This is a genomic window from Sphingomonas oleivorans (assembly GCF_003050615.1).
Lineage (GTDB): Bacteria > Pseudomonadota > Alphaproteobacteria > Sphingomonadales > Sphingomonadaceae > Sphingomonas_H > Sphingomonas_H oleivorans.
The window spans coordinates 180,477-197,385 of record NZ_NWBU01000004.1; the positions used below are offsets into that span (position 1 = coordinate 180,477).

Sequence of the window (16,909 nt, forward strand, 5' to 3'; positions counted from 1 at the left end):
GAAGGACCAGACACTGATGGAAATGTCGCTGCTGACGATCATCCTGCTCGGCATCGTCGAAGGGCTTACGGAATATATTCCCGTCTCCTCCACCGGGCATCTGATCCTCGCCGGCGAGATTTTCGGAAAGGCCCCTGGCAACGCCACCTTCGATATCGTGATCCAGCTCGGCGCGATCCTGGCCGTGCTCGTCCTTTATCATAAACGCTTCGCCGAGGTGCTGGTCGGCCTCAGCAAGGGAGACACCGCCTCGATCCACTTCACGCGCAACATATTGATCGGCTTCCTGCCCTCCGCGCTGGTCGGAGCAGCCGCTTATGGGCTGATCAAGAAGATGCTGGAGACGCCGATCATCGTCGCGGTGGCGCTGGTCGTGGGCGGCGTGCTGATCCTGCTGATCGAGCGACGCAACCACGATCCCCATGTCCATGGCGTGGAAACGATGAGCTGGAAGACCGCACTTGGCGTGGGCGTGATCCAGTGCCTGTCGATGATCCCCGGGGTCAGCCGTTCGGGTGCCACCATCATGGGCGCGCTCAGCATGGGCATCGAACGCAAGACAGCGGCCGAATATAGCTTCTTCCTAGCCATTCCGACGATGGTGGGCGCAACCACGCTGGCGCTGTGGAAATCTCGCGACGAGCTGGGCGATGCGCAGATGAGCGCGATCGCAATCGGCTTCCTCGTCTCCTTCGTCGTGGCGATCGTGGTGATCCGCTGGTTCCTCACTATCGTCACCAAACATGGCTTCGCGCCTTTCGCCTGGTATCGAATCGTGGCGGGGAGCGCGGCGCTGGCCTGGCTTCTATCGCGATAGGCCCGGTTCGGACTTTTTAAGTCGCGATGACGTCAGCCGAAATCGAGGTGAAACTAAGTAGATAGAGAATCTAGGTAAGCACTGCTGACTTACATGGCCTTTTCCGCGTGACTTTCACGGAAAAGTAAGTCATTTGCGCCCTCGAACGGAGGGCACAAATGGCTGACAACCCCATGCTGAAATTCGTGGCCCTTGGGCAGCAATATCCCGAGAAGCGCGCGGCGGACGAACGGAGAGCCGATTTCGGCGAAATCTCCCGCGCCTATCAGATCGCCACGGCGGAGGAGCAGGCTTCGCGCTGCTCGCAATGCGGCGTCCCCTATTGCTCGACGCATTGCCCGCTCCACAATCATATTCCGGACTGGCTGAGGCTCACCGCCGAGGGGCGGCTGCGCGAGGCCTATGAGCTGTCCAACGCCACCTCCACCATGCCCGAGATTTGCGGCCGCATCTGCCCGCAGGACCGGCTGTGCGAAGGCAATTGCGTGATCGAATTTTCCGGTCATGGCGCGGTCACGATCGGCTCGGTCGAGAAGTTCATCACCGACACCGCTTGGGAGCAGGGCTGGGTCGAGCCGATCGCGCCGCTCGCCGATCGCGGCCAGTCGATCGGGGTGATCGGTGCGGGGCCGGCGGGGCTCACCGCCGCGCAGCTCATGCGCGAGCGCGGCTATGAAGTGCATGTCTATGACCGCTACGATCGCGCGGGCGGGCTGCTGACCTATGGCATCCCCGGCTTCAAGCTGGAGAAGCATGTCGTCATGCGCCGCGTCCAGCGGCTCCAGGATGCCGGCATCACCTTCCATTTCGGCTTCGAGGTCGGCCGCGACGCTACGCTCGACATGCTTCGCGCGCGCCACGACGCACTGCTGATCTCGACGGGCGTGTACAAGCCGCGCGCGATCAAGGCGCCGGGCGTGGGCCTGGGCGGGATCATCGACGCGCTCGATTATCTCACCGCCTCCAACCGCAAGAGCTTCGGCGATGCGGTGCCCGCGTTCGACGATGGCAGCCTCGATGCGGCGGGCAAGAATGTGGTGGTCGTCGGCGGCGGCGACACCGCGATGGATTGCGTGCGTACCGCCATCCGCCAGGGCGCCAAGTCCGTCAAATGCCTCTATCGTCGCGACAAGGCCAATATGCCGGGCTCGCAGCGCGAGGTGAAGAATGCCGAGGAGGAAGGCGTCGAGTTCGTCTGGCTCGCCGCGCCCGAAGCGTTCGACGGCAAGGAGAATGTCTCGGGCGTGCGCGTCGCCAAGATGCGGCTCGGCGCGCCCGACGCCTCGGGCCGCCGCGCGCCGGAGCCCGATCCCGGCAGCGAATTCCGCATCGAGGCCGATCTGGTCATCAAGGCGCTCGGCTTCGATGCCGAGGACCTGCCCAGGCTGTTCGATTCGACCGACCTTTCGGTCACGCGCTGGGGCACGCTGCGCGTCGATCACAAGTCGATGCAGACGAGCCTCGACGGCGTGTTCGCGGCGGGCGACATCGTGCGCGGCGCCTCGCTGGTCGTCTGGGCGATCCGCGACGGCCGCGACGTTGCCGAACGGATGCACGCCTATCTGAAGGCGAAGGTCCACGAAAAGGTGGCGGCGTGATGCTTAAGCCCCAATCCACTCCGCTTCTCGAACAGGCCAGCCGCGAGGCGATGGCGGCCGTCCAGGCCGATAGCGCCGAATGAGCCGGGAGACCGACATGACCCATTTTCCCACCCCCGAACATGAGCGCCTCGCCCGCGAGGGCATGTACCGCCCGGACTATGAAGGCGATGCCTGCGGCGTCGGCCTCGTCGCGGCGACCGACGGCAAGGCTTCGCGCCGGGTCGTCTCCGCCGCGATCGACGCGCTGAAGGCGGTCTGGCATCGCGGCGCGGTGGACGCCGACGGCAAGACCGGCGACGGCGCCGGCATATTGATCGACCTGCCGCATCGCTTCTTCGACGATGCGATCGAGATTTCGGGGCACAAGCCGCTGCCGAACCAGCTTGCGGTCGGCATGATCTTCCTGCCGCGCACCGATCTCGGTGCGCAGGAGACGTGCCGCACGATCGTCGAGAGCGAGATCATCGATTTCGGCTATACCATCTATGGCTGGCGCCAGGTGCCTGTCGACGTCTCGGTGATCGGCGACAAGGCGATGATGCTGCGTCCCGAGATCGAGCAGATCATGATCGCCGGGCCGCTGCCCGACGAGGCTTCGGCCGCGGAATTCGAGAAGAATCTCTACCTCATCCGCCGACGCATCGAGCGCAAGGTGATCGAGGCGCAGATCCAGGGCTTCTACATCTGCTCGCTGTCCTGCCGCTCGATCGTCTACAAGGGGCTGTTCCTGGCGGAAGCGCTGTCGGTCTTCTATCCGGACCTGCAGGACGAGCGCTTCGTCAGCCGCGTCGCCATCTTCCACCAGCGCTATTCGACCAACACCTTCCCGCAATGGTGGCTGGCCCAGCCCTTCCGCACGCTGGCGCATAATGGCGAGATCAACACGATCCGCGGCAATAAGAACTGGATGAAGAGCCACGAGATCAAGATGGCTTCGCTCGCCTTCGGCGAGCATTCGGAGGAGATCAAGCCGCTGATCCCGGCGGGCGCGTCCGATACGGCGGCGCTCGACGCGGTGTTCGAGGCGGTCTGCCGCGCGGGCCGCGACGCGCCGACCGCCAAGCTGATGCTCGTGCCCGAAGCCTGGCAGGGCGATGAGCGCATGGCGCCCGAAACGCAGGCCATGTATTCCTATTTCGCGAGCGTGATGGAGCCGTGGGACGGCCCGGCGGCGCTGGCGATGACCGACGGCCGCTGGGTGGTCGCCGGCGTCGACCGCAATGCGCTGAGACCGCTGCGCACCACGCGCACCGCGGACAATCTGCTGATCGTGGGTTCGGAAACCGGCATGGTCGTCGTGCCCGAATCGACCGTCGTCGCCAAGGGCCGGATGGGCCCGGGCCAGATGATCGCGATCGATCTGGACGAAGGCCGCCTCTATCAGGACAGCGAGATCAAGCAGCGGATCGCATCCGAGCAACCCTATGGCGAATGGGTCAAGGGCTTCCGCACGATCGACGATCTGCCTGCCCCGGCCGGGGATGCCACGCCCCGCTGGGATCGCGCCGAGCTGCTCCGCCGCCAGGTCGCGGCCGGGCAGACGCTGGAGGATATGGAGCTGATCCTGGCACCTCAGGTCGAGGATGCGAAGGAAGCGATCGGCTCGATGGGCGACGATACGCCGCTCGCGGTGATTTCGTCCAAGGCGCGGCTGATCAGCCATTTCTTCCGCCAGAATTTCAGCCAGGTGACCAACCCGCCGATCGACTCCCTGCGCGAAACGCGCGTGATGAGCCTGAAGACGCGCTTCGGCAATCTGGCCAACATCCTCGATAGGGAAGCGCAGCAATCGGACGTGCTGGTGCTGGAATCGCCGGTCGTGTCGAGCCGCGAATGGGCGACGCTGAAGCAGCATTTCGGCGCGCATCATGCCACGATCGACTGCACCTATCCGGCCGACGACAAGCCGGATGCGCTGCGCTCCGCCATCGCCCAGGTTCGCCGCGAGGCGGAACAGGCGGTGCGCGAGGGCAAGACCGAACTGTTCCTGACCGACGAGAATGTCGGCCCGGATCGCGTCTCGATCGCGATGGTGCTGGCGGCGGCGGCCGTCCACACACATCTCGTGCGCAAGGGGCTGCGCTCCTATGCGTCGATCAACGTGCGTTCGGCCGAATGCCTCGACACCCATTATTATGCGGTGCTGATCGGCGTCGGCGCGACCACGGTGAACGCCTATCTCGCCGAGGCGGCAGTGGCGGACCGTCATGCGCGCGGCCTGTTCGGCGATCTGACGCTGGAGCAATGCTTTGCCCGGCGCCGCAAGGCGATCGAGGACGGCCTGCTCAAGATCATGTCGAAGATGGGGATCGCGGTGATCTCCAGCTATCGCGGCGGCTATAATTTCGAGGCGGTGGGGCTTTCCCGCGCGCTGGTGAACGATCTGTTCCCCGGCATGCCCGCCAAGATTTCGGGCGAAGGCTATGCCTCGCTCCAGCTCAGCGCCAAGATGCGGCATGAGGTGGCGTTCGACGAGGCGGTGGCGACGCTGCCGATCGGCGGCTTCTATCGCCAGCGCAACGGCGGCGAGCCGCATGCCTATTCGGCGCAGCTCATGCACCTGCTGCAATCGTCCGTCTCGACCGACAGCTATTCGACTTATCTGCAATTTTCGCGCGGCGTGAAGGATCTGCCGCCCGTCTATCTGCGCGATCTGCTGGAGTTCAACTGGGCGCGCGAGCCGATCCCGATCGACAGCGTCGAGGCGATCACCGAGATCCGCAAGCGTTTCGTGACGCCGGGCATGTCCTTGGGCGCGCTCTCCCCGGAAGCGCATGAGACGCTCGCCATCGCCATGAACCGGATCGGCGCCAAGGCCGTTTCGGGCGAAGGCGGCGAGGATAAGAGCCGCTACACCCCCTATGAGAATGGCGACAATGCCAACAGCGTGATCAAGCAGGTCGCGTCCGGCCGCTTCGGCGTCACCGCCGAATATCTGGGCTCGGCCGAGGAGATCGAGATCAAGGTCGCGCAGGGCGCCAAGCCCGGCGAAGGCGGGCAGCTGCCCGGCTTCAAGGTGACCGAGATGATCGCCAAGCTCCGCCATTCGACGCCGGGCGTGACGCTGATCTCGCCGCCGCCGCATCATGACATCTATTCGATCGAGGATCTGGCGCAGCTCATCTATGATCTGAAGCAGATCAACCCCCGCGCGCGCGTCTGCGTGAAGCTCGTCTCCTCGGCGGGCATCGGCACGGTCGCGGCGGGCGTCGCCAAGGCGCATGCGGATGCGATCCTCGTCGCCGGCCATGTCGGCGGCACGGGCGCCTCCCCGCAGACCTCGATCAAATATGCCGGCACGCCCTGGGAAATGGGCCTGTCCGAGGTCAATCAGGTGCTGACGCTCAATGGCCTCCGGCATCGGGTGAAGCTGCGCACCGATGGCGGGCTCAAGACGGGGCGCGACATCGTGATCGCCGCGATCCTGGGCGCGGAGGAATTCGGCATCGGCACGCTGAGCCTCGTCGCCATGGGCTGCATCATGGTGCGCCAGTGCCATTCGAACACCTGCCCGGTGGGCGTCTGCACGCAGGATGAGGCGCTGCGCCGGAAGTTCGTCGGCACGCCCGAGAAGGTGATCAACCTGATGACCTTCATCGCCGAGGAGGTGCGCGAGATCCTCGCCAAGCTCGGCGTGCGCTCGCTCGACGAGGTGATCGGCCGCACCGAGCTGCTCCGGCAGGTCAGCCGCGGCGCCGAGCATCTCGACGATCTCGACCTGAACCCGATCCTCGCCAAGGTCGACGCGCCGGATCATCACCGCCGCTTCAGCATCAACACGTTCCGCAACGACGTGCCGGACAGCCTGGACGCGCAGATGATCCAGGATGCCAAGGCGGTGTTCGAGCGGCGCGAGAAGATGCAGCTCACCTATACGGTGCGCAACACGCATCGCGCGGTGGGCACGCGGCTTTCGGCGGAGATCACGCGCAAGTTCGGCATGTCCTCGCTCGCCGACAATCATGTCCAGATCCGGCTGCGCGGGTCGGCGGGCCAGTCGCTCGGCGCCTTCGCGGTGAAGGGCGTGACGCTGCAGGTGTTCGGCGATGCCAACGACTATGTCGGCAAGGGGCTTTCGGGCGCGATCATCTCGATCCGGCCGACCGTTTCGAGCCCGCTCGAATCCAAGTCGAACACGATCATCGGCAATACCGTCCTTTACGGCGCCACTGCGGGCAAGCTGTTCGCGGCAGGCCAGGCGGGCGAGCGCTTCGCAGTGCGCAATTCGGGCGCGACCGTCGTGGTCGAAGGCTGCGGCGCGAATGGCTGCGAATATATGACCGGCGGCACGGCGGTGATCCTGGGTGCCGTGGGCGAGAATTTCGGGGCCGGCATGACCGGCGGCATGGCCTTCGTCCTCGACGAGGATGACAGCTTCGCCGCCCGTGCCAATCCCGAGAGCATCGTCTGGCAGCGGCTCGCCTCGTCCCATTGGGAGACGCGGCTGAAGGCGCTGATCGCCGAACATGCGGTGATGACGGACAGCAAATGGTCCAACACCATCCTCGACGACTGGGAGCGTTGGCGCGGCCGTTTCTGGCAGGTCTGCCCCAAGGAGATGCTGAGCCGGCTCGAGCATCCGCTCGACGAGACCACGGAGGCGGCGGCGGCGGAATAGCCGCCCCGCCATCCCCCCGACTATGCTTGCGCATGAAGTCCGTTCCCTTTACGTTCCGGCCTTGTGGAACCGAGGGAGCGGACTGTGGCGCGATTGAACTATGTCGAACTGCCGGTAGCGGATACCGCACGGGCCAAGGCTTTTTACGAACAGGCGTTCGGCTGGTCGCTGACCGCTTTCGGGCCGACCTATGCTGCGACTACCAGCGGCGATGTCGATCTGGGGCTCCAGGGTGACGCGGCCGAAGCCACGGGCGCGCCCCTGCCCGTGATCGAGGTCGATGATCTGGAAGCCACGCTTGAGAAGGTGAAGGCCGCCGGAGCAGAGATCACACGCCCGATCTTCGCCTTTCCCGGCGGTCGCCGCTTCCAATTCCGCGATCCTGCGGGCAACGAACTGGCCGCTACCCGCACGGACTGACGGCACGCGCTATTGCCGCTGGCAAGCGCGCGCGATCCGGCTATTACCGAGCGGATCATGTGGCAGCTCTTCCAGTTCCCTCTCTGTCCCTTTTCGCGGAAAGTCCGGCTTCTCCTCGGCGAGAAGGGCGTCGGCTATGAGCTGGTGCGCGAATCGCCCTGGGCCCGGCGCGACGAATTTCTCGACATGAACCCCGCCGGGCAGACCCCGGTGATGGTCGATCGCGCGGCGGGCGTCACGCTGATCGATTCGAACGCCATCTGCGAATATTTCGAAGAGACGATCGAAAAATCGCCGATGATCCCCGGCTCGGCCGCCGATCGCGCCGAGGTGCGCCGGCTGGTCGCCTGGTTCGACCAGATTCTCTATCGCGAGGTGGTGGCGCCACTGCTCTACGAGCGGATGGAGAAGCGCATCGTCCATCGCCTGCCGCCCGATGCCAAGGTGCTACGCGAGGCGATGAAGCTCGCCAACACGCATCTCGACTATATCGATTATCTGATCGACTATCGCCGCTGGATGGCCGGCCCGCTGTTCAGCCTCGCCGATCTGGCCGCGACCGCCCATCTGTCGGTCGCCGACTATCTTGGCGGAATCGACTGGCGCGGCCATGAGCCGACCCGCCTCTGGTATGCCGGGCAGAAATCGCGCCCCAGCTTCCGCCCGCTCCTGTCCGAGCGGATGGAGGTGGTGAGCCCGCCCGATCATTATGACAAGCCGGACTTCTGAGCGGACGGCTTGAAGCATGACCGCTCTCACCCTGCGCGCGGGATCAATCAGGCGGAAGCCGGCCTATCGCGGCACGGCCGTCACGAAATAATCGAGTGTCTTGTTGTCCGACAGGATGAAGCCGCGCGCGGGCGACAGGCCGATGCCCGTCATGTCGATCACCTCCAGCCCCGCCTGCTCCACCATTCCGGTCAGCTCGTCGGGCGTCAGGAATTTGCTCCAGTCATGCGTGCCCTTGGGGATCTGGCCCAGCCCTTCCCCCAGCGCGATCATCGCGAGATAGGAGAGCGGCGTGCGGTTGGGCGTGGAGAGAATCATCAGCCCGTCCGGCGCCAGCACGCCCGCCAACCCGCGCACGAAGGCGGCAGGATCGACGACATGCTCGATCACCTCCATCGACACGACCAGATCGAACTGCTCGTCCTCCACCGTCTCGATCCCACCCGTGCGATAGTCGATCGAAAGCCCTTGGCTCGCCGCATGCGCGCTTGCCACGCCGATATTCTCCGGCGCCGCGTCGATCGCCGTCACCTCGCCGCCGAGCCGCGCCAGCGGTTCCGAAAGCAGCCCCGCGCCGCAGCCGACATCGAGCACCCTCTTGGCGGTCAGCGGCCGCAATGTCGCCGGATCGCCTGCCCAGTGCCGGTCGATCTGCTGGCGCAGATAGGAAAGGCGCACCGGGTTCAGCCGGTGGAGCATGGCGGAGGATCCCTTGGGGTCCCACCATTCGGCGGCGAGCTTCCCGAAATGCTCGGCTTCCCTGGGATCGATCGTGACAGTTGCGTTCGTCATGCCCCCTTACTAACAGGGCGCCGTCCCAGCCCCTAGCGGCAAAAGCCAGAGATCAAGCAGAGAAGCCATGGCGCGCATCGTAATGAAGTTCGGCGGCACTTCGATGGCCGGCATCGAGCGTATCCGCAATGTCGCGAACCGGGTGAAACGCGAGGTGGAGGCCGGCAACGAGGTCGCGGTCGTCGTCTCCGCCATGTCGGGCGAGACCGATCGGCTGGTCAATTTCTGCCGCGAGGCCTCCCCGCTCTACGATCCGCGCGAATATGACGTGGTGGTGGCGAGCGGCGAGCAGGTGACGAGCGGCCTACTCGCCATGACCTTGCAGGCGATGGGCGTGAAGGCGCGCAGCTGGCTCGGCTGGCAGCTCCCGATCCGCACGTCGGACGCGCACAGCTCGGCGCGCATCTCGGCGATCGATACCGAGGTGCTGGGCGCGGCACTGGCCTCGGGCGAGGTGGCGGTGATCCCCGGTTTCCAGGGCGTGACCGATGATGATCGGGTGACGACGCTGGGCCGCGGCGGATCGGATACGTCGGCCGTCGCGGTGGCGGCGGCGATGAAGGCCGATCGCTGCGACATCTATACCGACGTGGACGGCGTCTACACGACCGATCCGCGCATCGTGCCCAAGGCGCGCAAGCTCAGACAAGTGACCTATGAGGAGATGCTGGAGCTGGCCTCGGTCGGCGCCAAGGTGCTCCAGACCCGCTCGGTGGGTCTGGCGATGAAGGAAAAGGTGCGCGTGCAGGTGCTGTCGTCGTTCGACGGCGCGCCCGACGGCGCCACGCTGCCCGGCACGATGATCGTGGGCGAAGACGAGATCGAAGGAACGAGCATGGAACGGCAACTCATCACCGGCATCGCGCATGACAAGAATGAGGCGAAGGTCACGCTCGTGGCCGTGCCCGACCGTCCCGGCGCGGTGGCGACCATCTTCTCGCCGCTGGCGGACGCGAACATCAATGTCGACATGATCGTGCAGAACGTCTCGCACGGCACCGGCTCGACCGACGTGACCTTCACCGTGCCGCAGGCCGAACTCGCCCGCGCGCTCGACGTGCTGGAAAAGGCGCGCGGCACGATCGGCTTCGAAAAGCTGGTCCATGACACGGCCGTCGCCAAGATCTCGGTGGTCGGCGTCGGCATGCGCAGCCATGCGGGCGTCGCGGCACAGATGTTCAAGTCGCTGGCCGATCGCGGCATCAACATCCTCGCCATCACCACGTCCGAGATCAAGGTCTCGGTGCTGATCCACGAAGATTATACCGAGCTTGCCGTGCGCGTGCTGCACACCGCTTATGGCCTCGATGCCGAGGACAAGGTCGAGGCGTGAGCGGCAGCGAGCAACTCACCCGGCTGATGGCGCGCGGTGCCGAATTTCTCGGCGCCGAATATGCAATCCTTGCCGGCGCCATGAGCTGGGTTTCGGAGCGGAACCTGGTCGCCGCCATGTCCAATGCCGGCGGCTTCGGCGTGATCGCCTGCGGCGCGATGACGCCGGCGCTGCTCGACGCGGAGATTGCGGGCACCAAGGCGCTGACGCAAAAGCCCTTCGGCGTGAACCTGATCACCATGCATCCCGATCTGGATGCGCTGATCGACGTCTGCGCGAAACATCGCGTGGGCCATGTCGTGCTGGCCGGCGGCCTGCCGCCGGGCGGCGCGATCGAGAAGATCAAGGCGGGCGGTGCCAAGGTGATATGCTTCGCGCCGGCGCTCGCGCTGGCGAAGAAGCTGATCCGCTCGGGCGTCGATGCGCTCGTGATCGAGGGCATGGAGGCGGGCGGCCATATCGGACCCGTATCGACCTCCGTGCTGGCGCAGGAGATGCTGCCCGAAATTGCGGACAAGCTGCCCGTCTTCGTCGCCGGCGGCATCGGCCGGGGCGAGGCGATCGCCGGCTATCTCGAAATGGGCGCGGCGGGCGTTCAGCTCGGCACGCGCTTCGTCTGCGCGACCGAGTCGATCGCGCATCCCAATTTCAAGAAGGCGTTCATCCGCGCCTCCGCGCGCGATGCGGTGGCGAGCGTCCAGATCGATCCGCGCCTGCCCGTAATCCCCGTGCGCGCGCTCAAAAATGCCGGCAGCGACGCCTTCACCGCCAAGCAGCGCGAAGTGGCGCAGGCGCTGGACGAGGGCCGCGTGGCGATGGCCGAAGCACAGCTCCAGATCGAACATTATTGGGCGGGCGCGCTGCGCCGCGCGGTGATCGAGGGCGATGTCGAGCAGGGATCGCTGATGGCCGGCCAGTCGGTCGGCATGGTGACGAAGGAAGAGCCGGTTTCGGAGATCATAGAAACCTTGCTCGCCCAGGCATCCGCGGCATTGGCAGGGCGTTCCTCTTTCTGATAGCGGTCGGGCCATGCCGCCCGTAACGCCCAGCTCCGGAGCCTCCGCCGCACGCCAGATCCTGACCCGCCTTCACGATGTGATGGCGGCGCGGACCAATGCGCAGGCCAAGCTCAACCAGGTCGTCCAGATCATCGGCGAGGAGCTTTCGAGCGAAGTCTGCTCCATCTACCTGCTGCGCGACGGCGTGCTCGAGCTGTTCGCGACGCGCGGGCTGAAGCAGGAGGCGGTGCATGTCACCAAGCTTTCGCTGGGCGAGGGCCTGGTCGGCACGATCGCCGAGGATGTCGAGACGCTGAACCTCGACGAGGCGACCAGTCATCCCGATTTCGCCTATAAGCCGGAGACGGGCGAGGAACTGTTCCACAGTTTCGCGGGCGTGCCGATCGTCCGGCGGGAACGCGCGGTGGGCGTGCTCGCCGTGCAGCATACCGATCCACGCCGCTATGCCGAGGTGGAGATAGAGGCGCTGCAGACGGTGGCGATGGTGCTGGCCGAGCTGATCGCGGGCGCGGGCCTGGTCGACGACCGGGCGGTGCAGGCACGCGACGCGCGCGAGGCGGGTGCGCTCCGCCTCACCGGCCTCCGGCTGGTCGAGGGGATGGGGCGCGGCCAGGCGGTGTTCCACCAGCCCCGCGTCACCATCGAACATACCGTCGCCGAGGATATCGAGGCCGAGCGCCACCGCGTCTATTCCGCCTTCGACAAGATGCGCGACCAGATCGAGCGCATGATGAGCCAGGCCGAATTCGGCGTGGCCGGCGAGCATCAGGACGTGCTCGCGACCTATCGGATGTTCGCCTATGACGAAGGCTGGGCGCGGCGCATCAACGAGGCGATCGACAGCGGCCTGACGGCGGAAGCGGCGATCGAGCGTGTGCAGCAGCGCACCCGCATGCGCATGCGCGAGATTGACGATCCGCTGCTCGCGGACCGGATGCACGATCTGGAGGATCTGTCCAACCGGCTGCTGCGCATCGTTTCGGGCCAGCTCGGGACCGCGGCACAGCTCGGCCTGCGGCATGATTCCATCCTGATCGCGCGCAATCTGGGGCCGGCCGAGCTGCTGGAATATGACCGGCGCCGGCTGAAGGGCGTGATCCTCCAGGAAGGGTCGCTCACCGCGCACGTAACGATCGTCGCGCGTGCGATGGGCATTCCCGTGCTCGGCCGGGTGCGCGACATCCGCCGGCTGATCAGCGAGGGCGACACGCTGCTGCTCGACGCGCAACAGGGCGCCGTCTTCGTCCGGCCGACATCGACGATGGAGGAGGCGTTCGAGGCCAAGCTCGCGCTCGGCCAGAAGCGCCGCGCCGAATTCGCCGCGATGCGCGATCTGCCGCCGGTGACGAAGGACGATCTTCGCGTCACGCTGATGGTGAATGCGGGCCTGCGCGACGATGTCGCCGCGCTGGACGTGATGGGGGCGGACGGAATCGGCCTGTTCCGCACCGAATTCCAGTTCCTGATTTCCGCCACCCTGCCCCAGCGCGAACGCCAGCAGCGTTTCTATCGCGACGTGCTGGAGGCGGCGGGCGACCGGCCCGTGATCTTCCGCACGGTCGATATCGGTGGCGACAAGGCGCTGCCTTATATGAACAGCGACGACGCCGACGAGGAAAATCCCGCCATGGGCTGGCGCGCGATCCGGCTGGCGCTGGAGCGCGACGCGCTGATGAAGGCGCAGGCCGGCGCGCTGATCGAGGCGGCGGGCGGGCGCGTGCTCAACGTGATGTTCCCGATGGTGTCCGAGCCATGGGAGTTCGAACAGGCGCATGCCCTGTTCGAGGCGCAGCGCGCACGTGTCGCCGCGCGGGGCAAGACGCTGCCGCTCGCGATCCGCTACGGCACGATGCTCGAGGTGCCGGCGCTGGCGGAAAGCCTGGATCTGCTGCTGCCCAAGCTCGATTTCCTCTCGGTCGGCACCAACGACCTCACCCAATTCCTCTTCGCGGCGGACCGGGCCCATCCCAAGCTGGCGGAACGTTATGACTGGCTGAGCCCGGCGATATTGCGCTTCCTCTCGCGCGTCGTGCGGCAGGCGAAGACGGCCGAGGTGCCGGTCGGGATCTGCGGCGAGATGGGCGGGCGGACGCTGGAGGCGATGGCGCTGATCGGGCTGGGCGTCGAGCGGCTGTCGATCACCCCGGCCGCCGTCGGCGCGGTCAAGGCGATGATCCGCTCGCTCGATGCGGGGGCTCTGCGCGCGCGGATGGCGGAATGGCTGACGAATCCACCGCGCGACATGCGCGCCACGCTCACCGAATGGGCGGAGGAAAATGGCGTCGTGATTGCGTAAGGCAGCGTAGGAAGCCGGCGGATGGCCACCGGGATGCGCGGGAAGAGGCGGAACGGAGCCGCCGCCCGGCATTTATAATCGCAAGGTTTGACAGAGGCTTCCGCCTGGGCTCCAACTGTCGCAAACATGCCGGGAGCATCCGGAGGATGAATGAGCGAAGCGGCTAACAAGGATTTGGGTGGGGCTTCCCCGCTCGGTGTCGGTGAACGGCTGAAGAGTGCGCGCGAGGCGCAGGGGCTGGGCCTGGAAACGATTGCCGAGCGGACGCGCGTGCCGATCCGCCATCTGCAGATGATCGAGTCCGGCGAGCATGAGGGCCTGCCCGCGATTCCCTACAGCGCGGGTTTCGTGAAGGTCTATGCGCAGCTTCTCGGGCTGGACGGCGTGGCGCTCGCGCGCGACTTCCGCGCCGAGCTTGGCGGCATCCGGCGGGAGCGGGACTATCATGCCCCGTTCGAGCCGGCCGATCCGGCGCGCGTGCCGACGCGCGCACTAGCGCTGGTCGGGCTGGGCGTGGCCCTGCTGCTCGGCCTTGCCTATCTCTTCTGGCGCGGCGGCGGAATGGGCGAGGAAAGCACGCGGATCGCCGCGGAAACGCAACAGAGCGCGCCCACCGGAGCCGTTGCCCCGCCCCCGCCCGTCATCACGCCGCAACCCGCGCCGCAGCCGCTGCCGCCCGCAGCCGCTGCCGGCCCGGTCGCGCTCACGGCGAACGAGCAGGTCTGGGTCAAGGTCTATGACATGGGCGGCCCCACCTTCTTCATGGGGGTGATGGAGCCGGGGCAGCGCTTCGAGGTGCCGGCGACCGCCGCCGATCCGCGCATCCAGACTGGCCGGCCGCATGTGATCCGCGTGACCGTGGGCGATGCGGCAATCCCGCCACTCGGCACGGCCAACCAGACGATCAAGGATGTCAGCCTCTCGCCGGCCTCGCTGCGCGAACGCCTCTCGGCCGCCGCGCCCGTTGCACCTGGTGCTGCTCCGGGCGTGGCCCCGGCGCCCGCACCGATCGAGCCGCTGGTGCCGCCGCCGGGCGCAACGCCGGCAGAGCGCCCTTAAGGCTGGCGACAGCCACGCCGTTCGATAAGCGATGACCAACTTCTTCCGGGGATTCACGATCATGCGATTGGCGCCGCTCGCCGCCCTGCTCCTGGCCGGAACGGCCGTCCTGCCCGCCGCCGGGCCCGCCCAGGCCCAGTCCGCTCAGCAGGGTGCGGCGCAACTCGGCGGACGTGTCGACAGACTGGAGCGCGAGATGCGCGCAGTGCAGCGCAAGGTCTTCCCCGGCGCGAACCCCGATTATTTCGATCCGGAGATCGCGCCCGCCCAGGCGCCCCAGCCGAGCGCCGGCCAGCCGGCGAGCACGCCCGTCGCGGATCTTCAGGCGCGGGTACGGGCGCTGGAGACGGAGCTTTCGCGCCTGACCGGCCAGGTCGAGCAGAATGGATACAGGGTTCGCCAGCTCGAGGAGCAGATGGGCCGCTTCCGCACCGAGACCGCGGACCGGCTGAAGGCGATCGAGGCCGCCGGCGCCCCGCCCGCGGCACCGGCCGAAGGGGCTCCGGCCCCGATCGCCGCCGCGCCGACGCCTCCCCCCGCGCCCGCCAAGATCGATGCGGCCAAGCCGGCGCCGGCCAAGCCCATCGCGGCCAAGCCCGCTCCCGCCAAGCCTGCGCCCGCCGCCCCGGCGGAGGCCGCGGCGCCGTCGAGCGGCGATCCGGGCGAAGATGCCTATATGGCCGGCTATCGCCTGTGGGTGGACAAGAAATATGATGAGGCGGCGACCGCGCTGAAGGCGGTGGTCGCCAAATATCCCAAGCATAAGCGGGCGAGCTATGCCCAGAATCTGCTCGGCCGCGCCTATCTCGACGGCGGCAAGCCGGCCATGGCGGCGGAAGTTTTCTACGCCAATTATCAGAAGATGCCGCGCGGCGAACGCGCGCCCGACAGCCTCTATTATCTCGGCCAGGCACTGCTCCAGCTCAAGAAGCCCGAGGGAGCCTGCAAGGTCTATGACGAATTGCAGGACGTCTATGGCGCGACGATCGCCGAGCCCCTGAAGGGCCGCGTCGCGCAGGGCCGCAAGGATGCGAAATGCTCCTGAAAGGCGCACGCCTGCGCTGAACTGGCCGAAGCGCGCGCGCCTGCGGAAGCAGGGGCCTATGTCTCTCTCCTCATGGGACGGCCCTCGTGGAGAGAGACATGGATTCCGGCCGGCGCCGGAATGACGGGATGGTTCGGTCCCTCTATGGAGGCGGCATGACGGCCAGCCCCTCCGAACCACAGATTGCGCGTTTCCGAGCCGACCTTCAGGCGATCGGCGGACCGAGGGACGATGGCCGGCTCGGCCTCGCCGTATCGGGCGGGCCCGACAGCCTCGCTCTGCTGCTCCTCACCCATGCCGCCTTTCCCGGCCGGGTCGCGGCGGCGACGGTGGATCATGGGCTGCGGCCCGAAGCGACGGCGGAGGCCGATCAGGTCCATGCCATTTGCGGGGCGCTGGGCGTTCCGCACGAGATCCTCCGCATTAGAGTCGAACCCGGCACGCAGGGCATTCAGGCGGCGGCACGCAAGGGGCGCTATGCCGCACTGATCGACTGGTGCCGCGCGGGCGGCATGGCCTCATTGCTCACCGCGCATCATCGCGACGATCAGGCCGAAACGGTGTTGATGCGGCTCGCCCGGGGTGCCGGCATTGCAGGCCTGGCCGGCATCCGGCCGCGCCGCGCCCTGGCCGGCGATCCGGCTGGCATCATAGCACTCCGCCCGCTGCTCGGTTGGTCGAAGGAGGAGTTGATCGGACTGGTCGCCGCTGCCGGACTGAAGGCCGCCGACGATCCCTCCAACCGCGACCTGCGCTATGACCGCACCCGCGCGCGGCACTTGCTGCGTTCGGCCGACTGGCTCGATCCCCGCCGCCTCGCCGCCGTCGCCGATCATGCCCGTGATGCCGAGGATGCGCTCGACTGGGCGGCCCGGCAGGCGTTCGAGACGCGCTGCACCGTCAAGGGCGACGCCCTGCTGCTGGATGCATCAGGGCTGCCGCGCGAGATCCGCCGCCGCCTGCTCAAAATGGCCTTCCGACTCGGCTTCCCCGAGTCGGGCGAATTGCGCGGCCCGGAGCTCGACCGGCTTATGATCCGGCTCGATTCGGGGCTGGTTTCCACGCTGTCCGGCGTCAAAATCGAGCCTGGCGCCCCTTGGCGTCTCCGAAACGCACCGCCCCATCACGGCAAGTGAGCGAATCGCCGCCCATTCCATTGCCATTGACCCACACTTGCCTA

At 66.8% G+C, this 16,909-nt stretch carries 12 protein-coding genes; 11 read left to right on the plus strand and 1 reads right to left on the minus strand.

Features of this window, described 5'->3' with window-relative positions:
* Window positions 1-16 precede the first annotated feature (16 nt).
* The 5 genes from CLG96_RS00960 to CLG96_RS00980 all read left to right on the plus strand — a co-directional run bounded on the left by CLG96_RS00960 (window position 17) and on the right by CLG96_RS00980 (window position 8,185).
* Entirely contained in the window at window positions 17-817 is an 801-nt protein-coding gene (locus tag CLG96_RS00960) for an undecaprenyl-diphosphate phosphatase (protein ID WP_107965994.1), read from the plus strand.
* Window positions 818-975: 158 nt separating this feature from the next.
* Window positions 976-2,415 (plus strand): NAD(P)-dependent oxidoreductase, encoded by a 1,440-nt coding sequence (locus tag CLG96_RS00965; RefSeq protein ID WP_107965995.1) that lies wholly within the window; start codon window positions 976-978, stop codon window positions 2,413-2,415.
* Window positions 2,416-2,512: 97 nt separating this feature from the next.
* Window positions 2,513-7,036: a glutamate synthase large subunit gene (gene gltB / locus CLG96_RS00970; protein WP_107966759.1), complete on the plus strand. Its 4,524-nt coding sequence runs from the start codon at window positions 2,513-2,515 to the stop codon at window positions 7,034-7,036.
* An 84-nt stretch (window positions 7,037-7,120) separates the two neighbouring features.
* A complete protein-coding gene (locus CLG96_RS00975) occupies window positions 7,121-7,456 on the plus strand; it encodes a VOC family protein (protein WP_107965996.1) in 336 nt (111 codons plus the stop codon).
* A gap of 57 nt (window positions 7,457-7,513) precedes the next feature.
* Window positions 7,514-8,185 (plus strand): glutathione S-transferase family protein, encoded by a 672-nt coding sequence (locus CLG96_RS00980; protein ID WP_107965997.1) that lies wholly within the window; start codon window positions 7,514-7,516, stop codon window positions 8,183-8,185.
* Window positions 8,186-8,248: 63 nt separating this feature from the next.
* Here the strand turns inward: CLG96_RS00980 and ubiG are convergent, their stop codons facing one another.
* Window positions 8,249-8,977 carry a bifunctional 2-polyprenyl-6-hydroxyphenol methylase/3-demethylubiquinol 3-O-methyltransferase UbiG gene (ubiG, locus tag CLG96_RS00985; RefSeq protein ID WP_107965998.1) on the minus strand — a complete coding sequence of 243 codons (729 nt, stop codon included), beginning with the start codon at window positions 8,975-8,977 and terminating at the stop codon, window positions 8,249-8,251.
* Window positions 8,978-9,044: 67 nt separating this feature from the next.
* Here ubiG and CLG96_RS00990 point away from each other — a divergent pair, with 67 nt between their 5' ends.
* The 6 genes from CLG96_RS00990 to tilS all read left to right on the plus strand — a co-directional run bounded on the left by CLG96_RS00990 (window position 9,045) and on the right by tilS (window position 16,865).
* Window positions 9,045-10,310 (plus strand): aspartate kinase, encoded by a 1,266-nt coding sequence (locus CLG96_RS00990; RefSeq protein ID WP_107965999.1) that lies wholly within the window; start codon window positions 9,045-9,047, stop codon window positions 10,308-10,310.
* Window positions 10,311-10,336: 26 nt separating this feature from the next.
* A complete protein-coding gene (locus tag CLG96_RS00995) occupies window positions 10,337-11,326 on the plus strand; it encodes an NAD(P)H-dependent flavin oxidoreductase (RefSeq protein ID WP_207796566.1) in 990 nt (329 codons plus the stop codon).
* A 13-nt stretch (window positions 11,327-11,339) separates the two neighbouring features.
* Window positions 11,340-13,625: a phosphoenolpyruvate--protein phosphotransferase gene (gene ptsP / locus CLG96_RS01000; RefSeq protein WP_107966001.1), complete on the plus strand. Its 2,286-nt coding sequence runs from the start codon at window positions 11,340-11,342 to the stop codon at window positions 13,623-13,625.
* Between the two features lie 150 nt (window positions 13,626-13,775).
* Window positions 13,776-14,684 carry a helix-turn-helix domain-containing protein gene (locus tag CLG96_RS01005; RefSeq protein ID WP_107966002.1) on the plus strand — a complete coding sequence of 303 codons (909 nt, stop codon included), beginning with the start codon at window positions 13,776-13,778 and terminating at the stop codon, window positions 14,682-14,684.
* 31 nt (window positions 14,685-14,715) lie between these two features.
* Window positions 14,716-15,729, plus strand: coding sequence for a tetratricopeptide repeat protein (locus tag CLG96_RS01010; RefSeq protein ID WP_341476932.1), 1,014 nt, complete (start codon window positions 14,716-14,718; stop codon window positions 15,727-15,729).
* A gap of 155 nt (window positions 15,730-15,884) precedes the next feature.
* Window positions 15,885-16,865 (plus strand): tRNA lysidine(34) synthetase TilS, encoded by a 981-nt coding sequence (tilS, locus tag CLG96_RS01015; RefSeq protein ID WP_243395553.1) that lies wholly within the window; start codon window positions 15,885-15,887, stop codon window positions 16,863-16,865.
* Window positions 16,866-16,909 lie beyond the last annotated feature (44 nt).